This is a genomic window from Streptomyces sp. CNP082 (assembly GCF_059570535.1).
Window position 1 is genome coordinate 1 of the sequence record NZ_JCANSZ010000066.1, and the last position, 16212, is coordinate 16212.

The 16212-nt window shown below is 72.0% G+C and carries 13 protein-coding genes and 3 pseudogenes; 5 read left to right on the forward strand and 11 right to left on the reverse strand.

Annotated features, from left to right (window positions below; genetic code table 11):
- Positions 1 to 1158: helix-hairpin-helix domain-containing protein (locus B124_RS32430; RefSeq protein ID WP_496506594.1), on the forward strand; the 1158-nt coding region annotated here is incomplete at its 5' end.
- A gap of 15 nt (positions 1159 to 1173) precedes the next feature.
- Here B124_RS32430 and B124_RS32435 read toward each other — a convergent pair.
- From B124_RS32435 to B124_RS32475, 9 genes are all read right to left on the reverse strand, one after another.
- A complete protein-coding gene (locus B124_RS32435; protein WP_496506595.1) occupies positions 1174 to 1854 on the reverse strand; it encodes an SDR family NAD(P)-dependent oxidoreductase in 681 nt (226 codons plus the stop codon).
- 368 nt (positions 1855 to 2222) lie between these two features.
- A complete protein-coding gene (locus B124_RS32440) occupies positions 2223 to 3146 on the reverse strand; it encodes a recombinase family protein (protein ID WP_496506596.1) in 924 nt (307 codons plus the stop codon).
- A gap of 267 nt (positions 3147 to 3413) precedes the next feature.
- The gene (locus B124_RS32445) at positions 3414 to 5300 is read right to left on the reverse strand and encodes an ABC transporter ATP-binding protein (protein WP_496506597.1); all 1887 of its coding nucleotides are present in this window, start codon (positions 5298 to 5300) and stop codon (positions 3414 to 3416) included.
- Between the two features lie 183 nt (positions 5301 to 5483).
- Positions 5484 to 5891, reverse strand: coding sequence for a lasso peptide biosynthesis B2 protein (locus B124_RS32450; protein WP_496506620.1), 408 nt, complete (start codon positions 5889 to 5891; stop codon positions 5484 to 5486).
- A gap of 5 nt (positions 5892 to 5896) precedes the next feature.
- Positions 5897 to 6184 carry a PqqD family protein gene (locus B124_RS32455; protein ID WP_496506598.1) on the reverse strand — a complete coding sequence of 96 codons (288 nt, stop codon included), beginning with the start codon at positions 6182 to 6184 and terminating at the stop codon, positions 5897 to 5899.
- Entirely contained in the window at positions 6178 to 7908 is a 1731-nt protein-coding gene (locus B124_RS32460; RefSeq protein WP_496506599.1) for an asparagine synthase-related protein, read from the reverse strand. Before B124_RS32460 ends, B124_RS32455 begins: the two co-directional genes overlap by 7 nt.
- Positions 7909 to 8020: 112 nt before the next feature.
- Positions 8021 to 8191 (reverse strand): hypothetical protein, encoded by a 171-nt coding sequence (locus tag B124_RS32465; RefSeq protein ID WP_496506600.1) that lies wholly within the window; start codon positions 8189 to 8191, stop codon positions 8021 to 8023.
- Positions 8192 to 8328: 137 nt separating this feature from the next.
- Complete coding sequence (locus B124_RS32470; RefSeq protein WP_496506601.1) at positions 8329 to 9519, reverse strand: M20 family metallopeptidase; 1191 nt, start codon at positions 9517 to 9519, stop codon at positions 8329 to 8331.
- Between the two features lie 16 nt (positions 9520 to 9535).
- Positions 9536 to 10309, reverse strand: a complete 774-nt coding sequence (locus B124_RS32475; RefSeq protein ID WP_496506602.1) for an XRE family transcriptional regulator — start codon at positions 10307 to 10309, stop codon at positions 9536 to 9538.
- A gap of 308 nt (positions 10310 to 10617) precedes the next feature.
- Here B124_RS32475 and B124_RS32480 point away from each other — a divergent pair.
- From B124_RS32480 to B124_RS32490, 3 pseudogenes are all read left to right on the forward strand, one after another.
- Positions 10618 to 10959: pseudogene (locus B124_RS32480) on the forward strand (DUF4158 domain-containing protein); the annotation flags it as partial.
- Positions 10960 to 12163: 1204 nt separating this feature from the next.
- Positions 12164 to 13240, forward strand: a pseudogene (locus B124_RS32485) (Tn3 family transposase); the annotation flags it as partial.
- A 130-nt stretch (positions 13241 to 13370) separates the two neighbouring features.
- Positions 13371 to 13493 (forward strand): annotated as a pseudogene (locus tag B124_RS32490) (MerR family transcriptional regulator); the annotation flags it as partial.
- Between the two features lie 188 nt (positions 13494 to 13681).
- Here the strand turns inward: B124_RS32490 and B124_RS32495 are convergent.
- Entirely contained in the window at positions 13682 to 14065 is a 384-nt protein-coding gene (locus tag B124_RS32495) for a VOC family protein (RefSeq protein WP_496506603.1), read from the reverse strand.
- A gap of 111 nt (positions 14066 to 14176) precedes the next feature.
- Positions 14177 to 15349: an MFS transporter gene (locus tag B124_RS32500; RefSeq protein WP_496506604.1), complete on the reverse strand. Its 1173-nt coding sequence runs from the start codon at positions 15347 to 15349 to the stop codon at positions 14177 to 14179.
- 54 nt (positions 15350 to 15403) lie between these two features.
- Between B124_RS32500 and B124_RS32505 the strand changes: the two genes are divergently transcribed.
- A complete protein-coding gene (locus B124_RS32505; RefSeq protein ID WP_496506605.1) occupies positions 15404 to 16159 on the forward strand; it encodes an AraC family transcriptional regulator in 756 nt (251 codons plus the stop codon).
- The last annotated feature ends 53 nt before the right edge of the window (positions 16160 to 16212 follow it).

A 16212-nucleotide genomic window follows, 5' to 3' on the forward strand; every position in this document is an offset into this window, starting at 1 on the left:
AAGGCGAACTATCCGGCCGAGTACATGGCCGCGCTGCTGACGTCCGTGCGCGACGACAAGGACAAGTCCGCGATCTATCTCAACGAGTGCCGGAAGATGGGCATCAAGGTGCTCCCCCCGGACGTCAACGAGTCCGACGCGAACTTCACCCCCCGCGGTGATGACACGATCGTGTTCGGCCTGACCGCCGTCCGCAACGTCGGGCAGAACGTCGTGGAGTCGATCGTTCGCAACCGCAAGGCCAAGGGGCGCTACGCGTCGTTCCCCGACTTCCTCGACAAGGTCGACGCCGTCGTCTGCAACAAGCGCACCGTCGAATCGCTGATCAAGGCGGGCGCCTTCGACGCCCTCGGCCACAGCCGCAAGGGCCTCACCGCCCAGTACGAGCCGATGATCGACAACGTGGTGTCGGTCAAGCGGAAGGAGGCCGAGGGGCAGTTCGATCTCTTCGGCGGCATGGGGGACGAGGGCGCGGCGGACGAGCCGGGCTTCGGTCTTGACGTGCAGTTCGCGGACGAGGAGTGGGAGAAGTCGTATCTGCTCGCCCAGGAGCGGGAGATGCTCGGTCTGTACGTGTCCGACCATCCGCTGTTCGGCATCGAGCACGTGCTGGGTGACAAGGCCGACGCCGCGATCGCCGCACTCAACGGCGGCGAGCACGCCGACGGCGCGATCGTCACCATCGGCGGCATCATCTCCGGGCTGCAGCGCAAGATGACCAAGCAGGGCAACGCCTGGGCCATCGCCACCGTCGAGGACCTCGGCGGCTCCATCGACTGCATGTTCTTTCCGGCCACCTACCAGTTGGTCTCCACCCAACTCGTCGAGGACGCCATCGTCTTCGTCAAGGGCCGCCTCGACAAGCGCGAGGACGTACCCCGCCTGGTCGCCATGGAACTCGCCGTCCCCGACCTGTCCACCGCCGGCGAGCGCGCCCCGGTCCGCCTCGACATCACCGAGGCGCAGGTCACGCCCGAGTCCGTGCGCCGGCTCAAGGCGGTGCTCCAGGCCCACCCCGGCCCGTCCGACGTCCACCTGCGGGTACGCGGCCGGTCCCGTACGACCGTCTACCGCCTCGGTCACCGCATCGCGCCGCGGCCGGAGTTCTGGGCGGACCTGAAGGCGGCGGTCGCGGTGAGCCGGGAGGCCGGGGCGTAGCGGGCGCTGCCGCGGTCAGGGGCGCGGTGCCGTCTCCGCCGCGGCCGGGTACGGGACGTCGTGCTCCCAGCGCGGCCTCGGCTGGGTGTGCAGCCGCCAGTAGTGCTCCGCGATCAGGTCCGGGTCGAAGTCCGTGCCGGGCGCGACCACCCCGTCGACCGTGACCGTCGCGACGTGCACACCGCCCGGCCCGTACTCCAGGTCGAGCAGCCGGGCCAGCGTTCGCACTCCGGCCTTGCCCAGCGAGAGGCTGACGTACGGCGCCTTCGGCTCGGGCATGCCGCCGGTGATCAGGAACGAACCGCCACCGCGCCGTGCCATCGCCGGGGCCAGGTGCGTCGCCGCGGTCAGCGCGCCGCCGACGTTGACGGCCCAGGCGTCCAGCAGAGCGCGCTGGCACAGCTCACCGAGCGCGTCGGCGCGGACGAGGGCCGCGTTGTAGACGACGGCGTCGGGCACCCCGAACCGGTCGGTCGCGGCGTCGAGCGCGGAGCGCAGCGCCGCCTCGTCGGCGGCATCGGCGACCAGCGGCAGTGCCCCGTGCCCCGGCGAGATCCCCTCGACCGCCGCGCAGACCGCCGCGAGCGTGCGCCGGGAACGCGCCACCAGCGCCACGGGCAGGCCCTCCCGTGCGAACCGGCGGGCGACCGCCGCGCCGATTCCGGGCCCGGCCCCGATGACCACTGCTCCTGCCATGACCTCTCCTCGCTCTCCCCGCGGATGATCGGCGGTTCGTGCGACGTTAGAGCGTGACACCGGTGTGAAGGTCAAGCGAGAGGGCGGAGACGGTATGCGGATCGGCGAGCTGGCCCAGCGGACCGGCGTGAGCCGGCGACTGCTGCGCTACTAGGGGTGCCGTTAACGAGCGGCGAACCAGGTGACAAGTAACCCGCCGGTAGCTTTCGGATCGAAGGGGCACATGAGCTGGCCCGCACGGGCCGTGCGGGCACTTCATCTGTCCGGCTGATCCGCCGGGTTCCGCACCCGTAGGGGTCTCGTTAGTACTCGCCGATAAAACAGCGGAGTAGCCCCTCGCCTGCGGCGACGTAGCTCTGTTCCGTCGCTTACAGTGCGCGGTGCTCGCGGAGCTTGCCGCGCTGCGTGGGCAGGTGGTCGCCGAGGGAGAGGTCGAGGGTGGGGAACCGCTCGGCGGCTTCTTCGGGTGTGAGCGGTGAGGTGACGGGGATCTCCCAGTCACCGCCGTGGGCAACCCAAGTTCCGTTGGGGTCGATGGCGCGGATGCGTTTCACGACGCCGTCGACGACGTACACCATGGCCTTCGCCTGCGGGCGCTTGTGATCGGCCAAGGGAAACAGTTGGCGGTCGGCGTCGTGCTGGGCCTGGCTGTGCTCGCCCTGCCCCGTCTCGCCCATGAGGCTGCCGTCCGGGCGGGTCCTGGGCTTGCTGCTGCGGTAGACGACGTAGGCGAAGTCGCCGTCGTCGGTCAGGGCGCGGTAGATGGTGGCACGGCTGGTGTGGAAGGTATCGGCGATCTGCTGCACGGTGTATTCCTCGCTGTCGTACATCTGGCGGGCCATGCGGACCTGGGTGGCGGTCAGGGTGGGTCGGCGGCCTCCGGTGCGGCCCCGGGCACGGGCGGAGGCCAGGCCCTCGTGGGTGCCTTCGACGATCAGTTCGCGCTGGAACTCGTCGATGGCGCCGAGCATGTGGAAGGCGAGGCGGCCGGTGGGGGTGGAGGTGTCGATGCCCTGTTTGAGGACGAGGAGATCGATGCCTCGTTCGCGCAGGGTGTCGGCGAGTTCGATCAGGTGCTTGAGCGAGCGGGCTGCGCGGGCGAGCCGGGTGATGACGAAGGTGTCGCCGGTGCGGGCGTAGTCGAGGGCCTTTTCGAGTTCGGGGCGGCTGGCGAGCTTGCCGGATGCCTTGTCGATGAAGATCTTGTCGCACCCGGCTTCGGCGAGTGCGTCGTGCTGGGAGTCGGGATTCTGGTCGCGGGTGCTGACCCGCCCGTAGCCGATCTTCGCCATGCCTGAAACGTCCTCACAAACGGTTGTCGGAGCGCTATTCCGGCCGTTGATTCCGCACACAGGTTGTGAAGCCCATCGCCGGAGTGGCGAGCTGGGACGTTACCAACTCCGCGGCCGGGGCCGCAATGGAGTTCGTAGACGATCGTTTCCGTACACCATTTCCGTGTGAGCCCGCATGGCTCGGCGAGCGCTGGCAACCTCGGCGCCACCGACGCCGGATACCACGGGACACCCAGACCGCGTGCTCCGTGCTATGGCCGCCAGGGGCTATCGGTCTTCCTGGAGCTTGAGCAGCTCGAAGAAGATCGAGGTGGCTCCCTCGTTGACGAGTTCGTCGAAGGTGCCCGTCTCGGCGATGCGCCCTTGGTCGAGGACGATGATGCGGTCGGCAAGGCGGGTGTTGGCCAGCCGATGGGTGACGAACACGGTCGCCCGCCCCTCGGCGAGCGCCCTGAGCCGGGTGTAAATCCGGTGCTCGGCACGAGCGTCGAGCGCGGCGGTCGGCTCGTCCATCACGAGGACGGGGACGTCGCGATGGAAGGCGCGAGCGACCGCGACGCGCTGCCACTGCCCGCCGGACAGGTCGTGTCCGCCCCACCAGGATCGGGCCAGCGACGTGTCCAGCCCGTGGGGCAGGGCGGCGATGACGCTGTCGGCGCCGGCAGACTCGGCGGCGGCGTGCACGGCGGTGTCGCCGTCGGGGAGGGGCTGGCCGAGGGTGATGTTCTCGCGGGCGGCCAGCGGCCAGCGGGTGTAGTCCTGCGGCACGAGCGCCACCTTGGCCAGCACCCCGTCCGGGTCGGCGTCGGCCAAGTCCACCCCGTCCCACCGCACCGAACCGCTGGTGGGCAGGTAGAGCCCGGTAAGGATGCGGGCGAGGGTGCTCTTGCCGGCGCCGTTCTCGCCGACCAGGGCGATGACCTCGCCGCGCTTGAGGTCCAGGCTGACGCCCTCCAGCGCAGGCCGGTCGGCGCCGGGGTAGGTGAAGGAGACGTCCCGGGCGGTGATCACCTGCGGTCCGTCCTCGGCGATGGGGGCCGGGCCGCGGCGGGTCGTCCACGGCTTGGCCACGGCCAGGAAGCGGGCCCAGTCGTCCAGGGACAGCGAGGTGCGGAATAGCCGGGCCCCGGCCCGCACCGTCGTCGCCAGAGCCGCCATAGAGGTCCGTACCGCCAAGGCCGCGGTCCCCGCGACCGCAAGCTCCATCCGGCCACTTGCCACCAGGAGCACGAGCACGCCCCAGGTCGCGGCGGTGCCCACCGCGGTGAGCGCGTCACCGATCCCCTGCACCACCAGGGCCTGCCGCGTCGCCCGGAGCTGTTCGGCCTCCAGCCGTCCGGAGATGATGCGGTACTGCCGGATGAGGAAGGCGGCCATGGTGCCCGCGCGGACTTCATCGGCGGTACTCCGCTCGGTGCTGTACGACCGGAACACGCTGCGGAGCCGGGAGTCGGCGAGGTTGCGGTGGTGGGCCGCGTGCTCGATCCGAGCGCCGCGTACGGCGCCCCACGCGCAGGGGATGACGGAGAGGACCAGCAAGGGGAGTATCACCGGGTGCAGGACGGTGACGACCGTCGCCGCGGCGGCCATCTGCGCCGCCGCGGATGTGAGGAGCTGGGCGTCGATGATGAGGTCGCCGGTCTTCTCCGCGCCGTCGGATGCGGCGGCGTGGGCGTCGGCGAAGTCCGGGTCCTCGTACGCCACCAGCTCGGCGGCGGTCGCCGCGGTGATGACCTCAAGGTCTGCCTCGCGTGCGGACTTCGGGGCGAGCCGGGCCGCGGCGGCGCGGGCGCAGGCGTCGAGCAGGTAGCGGCCGGAGGCCGCGAGGGCGAGGACCACCACCGCGGTCAGGTTCTCGCGCAGGCCGGCGGTGATGTCGTCTCCGGTGAAGACGGCGGCCAGGACGCGGGCGGTGGCCGCGAGCGCGGTCGCTGTGAGCGCGGCGGCGCCGATCAGGCAGGCGAGCAGTGCCAGAACGGCACGGCGGTCGGTGCGCCAGCCCAGCCGGGCGGCCTGGCTGAGCGTGCGGGGCAGGCGGCGCGCTATCGCGGCGGTGGACAGGTTGTCGCCTGCCTCGAAGTGCCGGTCGGAGGCCAGACGCATGGCCGGCGGCTGGCCCGCGGCGGCGGGCGGGGAGGATGCTGAAGAACTCACGAGGCCCATCAGTGCGCCGAACCAGGCAGCCGGGCAACGGGATTGTTCCGTCCGTCCGGTATCGCTCCTGGTCGCCCCGATCGTAGGTCAGCAGCACTGCCGGGATTTCACCCGTTCGAGTGAGCCGTGGTCCGGGGAGGGGAGGCCAGGGCCAGGCCCCGGACCACGGCGGCCCACGGCCCTCTACGGCACGGACAGGACCGGCACCCACGGCCGGTCGACGGCGTCGCCGATGTCCCGCCCGACCGCCCCGTCGGACGCTTCGACCCAGGCGTGCGCGGCGTCGGGCAGGAAGCGGGCGCCGAGCACCCAGCGGGCCCGGTGGCCGGTCAGGGCGGTGGTGATGACGGTGGCGAGGCTGATCTCCATGCACGCGATCCGGCCCGGCCACCACGATGGAATCACCGCCTGCACCGCCGTGTAGAGGGCTTCGAGGCGGGCGAGCCGTGCGTGGGGCAGGCCGCGCAGCAGGCGGACGGCCGCGATCTGCCAACGCAACGGCAGCCGGCTCAGCGCCAGGGAGAGCGCGACGCCGACGGACGCCACCAGACGGTCACGCCACGGCGCGGTGGGCCGGGCGGCCGGGACCATAACCGTCACCGCCACCACCTCCGCCGCCTGGGGCGGTCGGTCTCGACAAGCACGCCGACCTCCACCAGCTCGTCGACGAACGCGGCGATCTGGCCGCCGACGGCCAGCGGGTCCTGGTCGGTAGGCACGGCGATCTCGTCGGCGAGCCCGGCGGTGCCGCCGCGGACGGTGATGGCGTGCCAGATCTTCGAGGCGTCCGGATCGAGCATCAGCCACCGGCCGCGCCGGACGTCGAGCACCGCTGTGCCGTACGGACCGGTGGCGTGGTGGACGTGTGCGGCGGGGATCAGCATGCCGCCTCCAGCGCGGCCCTCTGGTCACTCAGCCACCAGCAGGTCACGATCATCTGGTGCAGGTCAGCGATGAGCGTGGCGCTCTGGCCCCGGGCCGCCCGCGCGAGGGCGGAGCGGACGGCCGCAGGGTCGATGAGCCCGTCACGCACGAGCGGACTCGATGCCATCAGCTCGTCGAGCCGGACTTGGTGGCGGGCGAGTCCGGCGATGCGCTGGGCGGTGAACGAGCCCTTCGAGCGGCGGGAGGTCAGCCAGTCCGGAAGCTCGGGCAGCGCGGCCCGCAGCAGCGGCTTGTAGGCCACCAGCCCGCGCCGGGCCAGTGTCGGGACGGCGAAGGAGGCGCGGACGACGGTGTTGTCCAGGTACGGATACACCGGCCGGATGCCGAGCGCCTGACCGTACGGGGTCCAGCCGCGGGCCGAGGCGCCCACCGACCGCAGGGCGGCCCACTGGTCGAACTCGTCTGCGTCTTCCGGCTGCTGGTCACCGGCGGCCTGCCGCAGGAGCGCGGCGACCTGGTGGCGGCCGTAGCCGGTCAGCCAGGATGCACCAGCCCCCAGCCGGCACCACGACCAGCCCGCCACAGCAGCCTCCGGTGTGACCGGCCCGCGCTCCAATGCGTCGGCAGCGCGTTCAAGGGAGCCGCTCCGGCCCAGTTCGGCGGCCTGTTTGAGGGCCCTCCAGTACGGGCCCGGGGCGGTGTTGCGCAGCCGGGCGAACGCCACGACCTGGCGATGGGCCTCGCGGCGTCGGCCGTCCCGGAGGAGGCGCACCCAGCAGGAGCTGGAAGCGTCCAGCACAATGTCCCCGCCGTGCCCGGTCAGGTGCAGCGGCAGCCCGCGCACCGGGTGCAAATACGAGGCGTCCATGGCATACATCGCCGCCTCCAGCACCGGCTCGGCCCCCGTCGGCTGCCCGGACGGGAAGGAGAACGGCAATTGTTCGTCGGCGCCGATGTCGACCGTGTGCGCGATCCCGGTGTGCTCGGCGACGCGGGAGGCGAACGCCATGTCCTCCCCGCTGGTATACCCGTCCGTGTACGTCACCGCGTGCACGCGCCCGGCGCCGGCGGCCAGCACGACGGCCGCCGAGGAATCCAGCCCGCCGGACAGGTCCGCCCCCACCACCACATCGGCGGCGCGGACCCGGTGGTGGACAGCCTCAGTGAGCACCTGCCCGAACCGGTCGGCGCCCTCGCGGAGGTCGTCCACCGGATGGACGCCGCAGACGTCGATGAGCTGCGGCGGTGCCCCCGGCGTGAGAAGCAGCCCGAACCCGCCGGGCACCAGCCGGATGTCCTCGTACGGGCTGCGGTGCGGCCAGTGGTGCTCACCCACCGTCAGCCGGGCCGCCAGCCACGGCAGATCCGGCACGAGCGGACGCCCCAGGAGGCGGGCCTCTGTTGCCCACGCCGCCCCTTCGTCGCCGCGCAGCGTGTAGTACACGGCCCGGATACCGGCCAGGTCCCCGCACACGAACCGCTGCCGCCCATCACTCGCGACCACCCAGTACGAGCCGGGCCACCGGGTCAGTTCGCCCCACCGGCCCGCCCGTACGGCCGCGAGCGCGGGCTTGAGTTCCTGCTCGGTGACCGGGCAGTCGCCCACGATCGCGAGGGCGAGTGGCCCTTCTGCGACCGCCTGTACCCGTGTGATCGGTGCTCGGCGGACGTCGCCGAACCCGTCGATCGCCACTCCGTCCACGGCGGCCCTGCCGCCAGTCATCCACTCCCGTTCCATCCGTACGCCTCCCCTTCGATCAGCCCTGTGACGCGCCCGGGGGCCGGCCGTACGACGGCCGGCCCCCGGCGTGCTCGGTCAGGTCCCGCGGGCTGTGTCAGCCCTCGAAGTAGTTCGACTTGTCCGAGTCGTTGAACTGCTGGCGGCCCAGGGTGAGGGTAGCCACCGGGTGGGTGCTGATCTGCGGCGCGAAGCCGCCCGTGCTCGGCGCCGCGGCGGGCTTGTCCTCGACGGCGGGCGGGGTGGTGACGGTGGTCTGCTCGGCCATGACCGGCCTCCCTTGTCATCGGTGGATGTGAGGTGGTGCTGCCTCTATGTCACCGCGATCGAAGATCTGTTCCCAGAGACGGAGCTGGGGACTTGCTGGGAGCGGATCTGGGAGAAAACTGGGACGGACCTGGGACGTCAGCCCCCGAGGAGGTCGAGCACGGCCCGCTGGTAGACGGCGTACACCGTGGGGAGTTCGGCGAGGTGGGCGCGCTCATCGATGCCGTGCAACCCCTCGTACGGCACGCCGAAACCAGCGGTAGCCGGGATGCCCTCGCCTGCCAGGAGGTTGCCGATGTTCGACGGTCCCGCGGTCTTCGCCCGCACTGTCAGCCCGGCCTCGGCGGCGGCGTTCAGCAGGGCGGTGGCCGGCTGCTCGTCCTCGGTCAGGCGGAAGGGCGGCCATGCGGCGATGGGGGTGACCTCGGTGGGCGTCGGGGCGGGCAGTTCCGCGTCGAGTTCGGCGACGGCCTTGCGGACGAGCGTCTCGGCGTCGTGCGCGTCGAAGGCCGGGGTGGTACGCACATCGACGTTGAGGTCAACCCGGTCGGGGGTGACGGAGAAGCCCTGGCCGCCGTGGAAGGAGGTCACCGACAGCTTCGGCGGTAGCGGGAACGCCGAGGTCCCGTCGACGCCGGGCAGGTCGGCGGCGTCCAGCAGCCGCACGAGGTGGGCGGCGCGGGAGATGGCGCCGATGACGGTCTTGCTGGACCCGGAGTGCCCGGAGGGGGAGTGCACGGCGAGGGAGGCCCGCCACAGGCCCCGGCCGCCGACCACGACGTCGTCCAGCCCCGGGTAGCCGATCATCACCCCCGCCGGGCAGGTTGCGGCTTCATCAGCGAGGTAGGCGCGGGCGCCACCGAAGCCGCCGGTGTGCTCGTCGACGTCCAGGAGCACGGCGAGTCCGCCGTGCAGGTCAGCGGCGTGGGGCAGCAGGTCGGCGGCGATGTGGCAGAACATCGCGGCGGCGAGCTTGGAGTCGGCCGAGCCCCGGCCGAGCAGCCAGCCGTCCACGACGTCGCCCGAGGCTGGCGGGAAGGACCAGGTGGTCTCGTCGCCGTACGGGGCGGTGTCCACGCATGCGTCCAGCGTCCACCAGGGCCCCGGGTGCCCGCCGGGGATCTCCACGAGCAGTCCCACCAGGGCGTCCTCGTCGTCGGTCAGGCGCCGGTGCGGCAGATCACGAGCGGCGAGCCAGTCCTCCAACACGGTAAGGACAGGCCCGTAGGCGTCGATCCCGGCCCGGCTCGGGCGCCGGATCAGCTCCTGGGCCAGCTCGACCACGGACACCGTACGGGCCTCGGCCGCCCGCTGAAGGTTCTCGCTCACGCTTCTCCCCACCACGTCAGTTGTGCCGTACCGGCAGCGCGCGGACGGCCTCGATCGTCTCCACCGGCCGTGCGGACGCGCACGCCTCCCGCCCATGGTGGACCAGTCCGACGGCCGCCTCCCGGCTGAGTAAGACGCCGCAGTCGAAGCCCTCGGCCCCGTGAAAACTAGGCAGCGGCACCACCGCCGCGGTCTCGGAGGCGACGAAGAACCGTTCCAGCGCCTCGGTCGGCTCCACCATCCCGATGTGCAGCGTCTTGACGCCATTGCGGCGTGAGGACGGATCGCGCAGCTCCAGCAGCCGCAGCAGGTGATCGGCCAGCACGCGGTGCCGCGGCGGCCCGTACAGCACCCGGTAGTGGACCAGGTCCGGCTGCTGGGCCACGGCCGTCTCGATCGCCGCCAGGTACGCCTTCTCCCGCGACCGGGAACCGGTGACGACCAGGTGCTCGCGCGCCCCGCCGGCGACATCCACCATCGCCTCGACCAGATCGGTCCAGCGGGTGAGCACCTTGACCACCACCGCGGTGCCGGAGGACTCCAGCACGCTGGTGGCCTCCCCGTCCTGATGGGCGAACAGCACCTCCGGGCGCTCGCGGTACAACTGGCACAGCCCGGCCCGGTTCCGCTTGCCGGTCCGGCGCCGGCCAGACTCCCAGGCGCTCATCAGGCTGGCGTCCGCTGCCCCGCCTGTGATCGCGTTCAGGGCGTCGGCGGCCTCCTCCAGCGTCATGTTCCGCGCTACCCGGGCCCGCTTGAGCGCCGAGTCCGTACTGCTGGTCGCGGCCACGGACACCGCCCTTTCCCGATCCACCGGCATGTACCCGCAGTCTTCCCCGCCCTGCCGCGCTTCAGAAGGCCCTCACCAGCCCATCTCCTGGCCCGTACGCTCCGGGTGCCTGGGCGGGACAGTGACGGCCGCCCAGGCGCCTGGCAATCCGGCCGTGCATCTACCAGGTCCGCCCGCCATACCGGGCGACTTCGCTGATATCCCCTCCCGCTGTTCATCGGCGCCCCTACCGTCCAGCCCGACGTGTGATCACGGGGGTGGATCTGGGCCTGGACGGGGTGGTGGACCACTTCACCCTGAACAGCGACGTGGCGGGCTGGTTACGGAACAAGACCGGCGCAACCAGGCTGGGCTTCGCCCTTCAGCTCAAATTCCTGACCTGGCGCGGCCGGTTTCCCCGGATGCGCCTGGAGCTGCCGCCCGACGCGGTCGAGCACGTCGCCAAGCAGGTCGGCGTAGCCGCGTCCGAGCTGGGGTTTTACGACTTTACCTCCCGCACGGCCAAGCGGCACCGCAGCGAGCTGTGGGATCTGACCGGCTGGCACGAGTGCACCAAGACCGACCTGGTAAAGCTCGTCTCGCACCTGGTGGACGTGCTCTGGCACGACGAACGCCGCGAGGAGCAGGTGCGGGCCGAGCTGCTGCGGCAGATGCGCGCGGACCTGATCGAGCCGCCGACCGCGGCCCAGGTCAACACGATCATCCGCTCCGCGCTGCACCAGGCCGACGAGCGCGCCGTCGCCGAGGTCGCCGCCCGCCTCTCGCGGGACGAGGACTGCACCCGCCGGCTGGACGCGCTGGTCTTGACCGACCCAAGGGGCAACACCGCCGAGCAGGGCGACACGGCCGCCGAGGACGATGGCACCGACCAGGATGAGGACGACGTGGAGTCGGTCCTGGCGGACATCAAGGCCCACCCGGGCAACGTCAGCCTCAACTCGCTGCTGGACGAGATATCCAAGCTCAAGCAGGTCCGCGTCGTCGGCGTCCCGGAGAAGGTGTTCACGGGGATCGGCGTGCAGGTCATCAACGCCTGGCGGGCGAGAGCGTCGGCGTCCTCGCCCAGCCACCTGCGGCGCTTCAACCCCGAGGTGCGGCAGGTCCTGCTCGCCGCCCTGCTGTTCCAGCGGCAGCGGGAGATCACCGACACGCTGGTGGAGCTGCTGAACTCCACCGTGCACCGCATCAACGTGCGGGCGGAGAAGAAGGTGACCGAGGCGTTCGTCGCCGAGTTCACCAAGGTCCGCGGCAAAGCCGGACTGCTCGGGAAGATCGCCGCCGCCTCCCTCGGCGCCCCCGAAGGGTCCGTGCGCGAGGTGATCTACCCGGCGGCCGGCGGCGAGAAGACGCTGAAGGACCTGGTCGCCGAGACGAAGGCGACCAACGCCGCCTTCGCCCGCTCCAAGCGGGAGGTGTTCAAGTCCTCCTACAGCAACCACTACCGGGCCGGGCTGATGAAGCTGCTGGAGGTGCTCGACTTCCGCTCCTCCAACGACCGGCACAAGCCCGTCATCGAGGCCCTGGCCCTGATCGAGCGGTACAAGGACTCCTCCACCACCTACCTGCCGATCGGCGAGACCGTCCCGCTGGACGGCGTGGTGCGCAAGGACTGGATGGAGTTCGCCGTGCACACCCCCGACAACGGCCCGCGGCGGGTGATCCGCACCGTGTACGAGGCGTGCGTCTTCCAGGCCCTGCGCGAGAGGCTGCGCTGCAAGGAGATCTGGGTGGTCGGCGCCGACAAGTGGCGCAACCCCGACGAGGACCTTCCCGACGACTTCGAGGTCCGGCGCGCGGAGTACTACGAGAAGCTGAACAAGCCGCGCGACGCGAAGCGGCGAGCACGGACACAGCGAGGAAGAGCTGCGCTATACCGCGCGCCGCTACCTGACCGCCACCGGACTCAAGGCCGCCGGGGTGGAGATCGCCAACGCCACCTTCGCCGCCCGCCAGGAAACCGTCTGGGGGCAGGGCACCACCACCGTGGCCAGCGACTCCACGCACTTCAAAGCCTGGGACCGCAACATCTTCACCGAGTGGCACTCCCGCTACGGAGGCCGCGGCGTGCTCGTGTACTGGCACATCGAGAAAGGCTCGATGGCCATTCACAGTCAGCTTCTCAACTGCACCGCCTCCGAGGTCGCAGCGGCGATCGAGTGCATGATGCGGCACGCCACGACGATGCAGGCCGAGGGCAACTACGTCGACTCGCACGGCCAGTCAGAAATCGGGTTCGGACTCACGAGGCTCCTGGGCTACGACCTGCTGCCCCGCATCAAGCAGATCAACAAGGTCAAGCTCTACCGGCCCGGCCGCGAGGACGAGGACACCTTCGACAACCTCGCCGACTCGATGACCCGCCCGATCCGCTGGGACATCATCGAGAACAACTACGACCAGCTCATCAAGTACGCCACCGCGATCCGGGTCGGCACCGCCTCCACCGAGGCCATCCTGCGGCGTTTCACCCGCACCGCCTCCCACCCCGTCTACCAGGCCATGCTGGAGGTCGGCCGCGCGCAGAAGACCGTCTTCGTCGCCCGCTACCTGCGCGACCGCGACCTCCAGCGAGAGATCCAGGAGGGCCTCAACGTCGTCGAGGGCTGGAACGGCGCCAACGACATCACCTTCTTCGGCAAGAGCGGCGAACTCAGCAGCAACCGCCGTGACCAGCAAGAACTATCCGTCCTCGCGCTCCATCTCCTGCAAACGGCACTCGTCTTCGTGAACACCCTCATGATCCAGGACATGCTCGCCGCCCCCGAATGGGCCGACGTCCTCACCGACGAGGACAAGCGGGCCCTGACCCCGCTGTTCTGGATGCACATCCAGCCCTACGGAGAGGTACGACTGAACATGGGCAGCCGCCTCCAGCTCGCGGTACCCGCTTCCACCGACCCCGGGCCGGAACCGGAGCCGGCCGCGGCCTGAACCCCAGCACAAACGACTTGGCCCCCTCGCCGCATCGACGGCGAGGGGGCCGACCTTCGATCCGAAAGCTACTGACGGGTTACTTGTCATCTGGTTCGCCTCTCGTTAACGGCACCCCTACTACGAGGAGCAGGGTCTGCTGCACCCCGTCCGGCTGTCCAACGGGTACCGCGAGTACGCCGACGGCGACGTCGCCGCGGTGCGGCACATCCGCGTGCTGCTCGACGCGGGGCTGCGCACCGTGGTGATCGCGAGGATCCTGGAGTGCGTCGGCGACGACGGCCCGGCACACCGCCTGACGACGACCGGCTGCCCCGGCGTGGTGGCCCGGCTGAGCCGGGAGCACGCCAGGCTCACCGACGCCATCGACCGCCTCGATCGCTCCCGGCAGGTACTGGACGGCCTGCTGAGCACCGCCACGCCGCCGCGCCGGGCGGCGGCTCAGGGCTGCGTCGCCTCCCGTTCGGCCGCGCTGCGCAGCACGCAGAACTCGTTGCCCTCGGGGTCGGCCAGAACCGCCCAGCCCGTGCCGTCCGGGTTGCGGCGGTCGGCGACGAGCGTGGCGCCGAGGCCGAGCAGCCGCGCCACCTCCTCCTCGCGCGGGGTCGAGGGCCGCAGGCACAGATGGATCCGGTTCTTGACCGTCTTGGGCTCCGGCACCTGGTTGAAGTGCAGCACCGGACCCTCGGGCAGGAGCACCTGCGTCTCCGGCGAGCCCGGCCCGTCCTCCGGATGGACCGGGCTGCCGGTCACCTTGCTCCAGAAGAGCGACAGCTCGTAGGCGTCGGCACAGTCGATCGCGATGTTCTGCACTACCGAGGTCATGGACGCACCCTGCACCAGCGCCCCGCACGACGCCACCGGATTACCCGCCGGCGGTCTGGAGCGCGCCGGCCGGTCCGGGCCGGGGCCGGTGCGCCGGCCGGCCGCCGCGGTTCACCGGGGCGTCCCGGGTTCGCGCAGCGGGCCCAGCAGCACGAGCCCCGCCGCCGGCAGGACGATCAGCGGGCTGAGCGCCACGGTCAGCGACGTGGCGTCCGCGAGCGCGCCGATGAGCGGGCCGGCCAGTCCGCCCGCGCTGACCGCAAGGCCCAGGGTGACGCCGCCGGCGGTGCCGACGTGCCGCGGCAGGTAGTCCTGGCCGAGCGTGATGTGCAGCGAGAACGGCACGTACAGCCCGGCGGAGGTGAGGGCGGTGAAGACGTAGACGGCAGGGCCCGGTACCCACACCACCCCGGCGACCGCCGGGCCGGTCAGCGCGTACGACCACCGCACCACCGGCAGCCGCCCGAAGCGTGCCGCCAGCCGCCCGCCGGCCACCGTGCCCACCGCGCCGCCCAGGTACAGCACGAACAGCGCCGCCGTGCCCGCCGCGGTGCCGCCCGCCGTGCGCGAGGGCACGTACAGCGAGATGAACGCGCTCAGCCCCACGAACACCACCGACCGGCACACCACCGCCCCGGTCAGCCGCGCGAACGACGCCCAGTCGTCCCGGCCCGCGGGCGCGTCCGCCGCACCCGGGCCGTCGGCCGGCTCCGCCGGCGCGTACGGCCGCAGCGAACGCAGCGCCGCGGCGCACAGCGCCGCCCCCGCCAGCGCCGGCAGCACCAGCAGCGGCGAGGCCCGCAGCCCGCCGGCCGCGGCGACCGCGGCCACCAGCGGGGGAGCGGTGGCGAAGCCCAGGTTGCCGCCGAGGGAGAACCAGCCCATCGCGGTGTGACTGCCCGCGCTCGCCCGCCGCGCCACCCGCGCCGCCTCCGGGTGGTAGGCGGCGACCCCGACCCCGGCGAGCGCCACCACCGCGAGGGTCACGGCGTACGAGCCGGACACCCCGGCCAGCGCCACCCCCGCACCGGCCGCCAGCGTGCTGACCGGCAGCAGCCACGGCAGCGGGCGCCGGTCGGTCAGCACCCCGAACAGCGGCTGCACCACCGACGACAGCAGCGAGGCCGCCAGCACGACACCCGAGGCGGCGGCGTACGAGTACGACCGCTCGGCGACGAAGTACGGCACCAGCGCCGCCACCGCCCCCTGGTAGACGTCCACGCAGGCGTGCCCCACGGACAACAGCGTCAGGGGCCGGAAGCGGGCGGCGCGGGGCTCGGGCATGCTCCGATCGTCACGGAGATACCCCCTGGCGAACTTCCGATAAAATGCCAATCCATGCCGGATATCCGCCACACCCCCGAGGCGCCTACGCGGGCCAGGACGCTGGCAGCGGGCGAGCGCATCGACGCCCACCGGCACGACGACCACCAACTCGTCTACGCCGGCTCCGGCGTCCTCGCGGTCACCACCGACGCCGGCACCTGGTTCGCGCCCGGCACCCGCGCGCTGTGGGTGCCCGCGGGCTGCGTCCACGCCCACCGCGCCTACGGCCACCTCGACCTGCACCTGGTCGGCGTGCCGGCGGACACCGACCCCCTCGGGCTCCGGGCGCCCGGGGTCCTGGCCGTCAGCCCGCTGCTGCGCGAGCTGATCCTCGCCCGCACCAGCGCCCCGTACGACGACACCCCCGAGGCGCGGCGGCTGCGCACCGTCCTGCTGGACCGGCTGCGCGCCGCCGCTCCCGCCTCCACGCGGCAGCCCGTGCCGCTGCCCGCGCCCGCCGACCCGCGGCTGGCCGCGGTCTGCGAGCTGCTGTACGCCGACCCCGCCGACCCGCGCACGCTGGCCGCCCTGGGCCGGGCCGCGGGCGTGGGGGAGCGGACGCTCAGCCGCCTCTTCCGCCGCGAGACGGGCATGACGTTCCCGCAGTGGCGCACGCAACTGCGGCTGTACCACGCCCTGCGGCTGCTCGCCGACGACGTGCCGGTGACGACGGTCGCGCACCGCTGCGGCTGGTCGTCGGCGAGCGCCTTCATCGACGTCTACCGCCGCGCCTACGGCACCACCCCCGGCAGCCACCGGCGCGGCTGACGGGGCGGTGGCTGCCGGGGGTGCTGCACGGGGCCCGGCACGCCGTCGGCCGG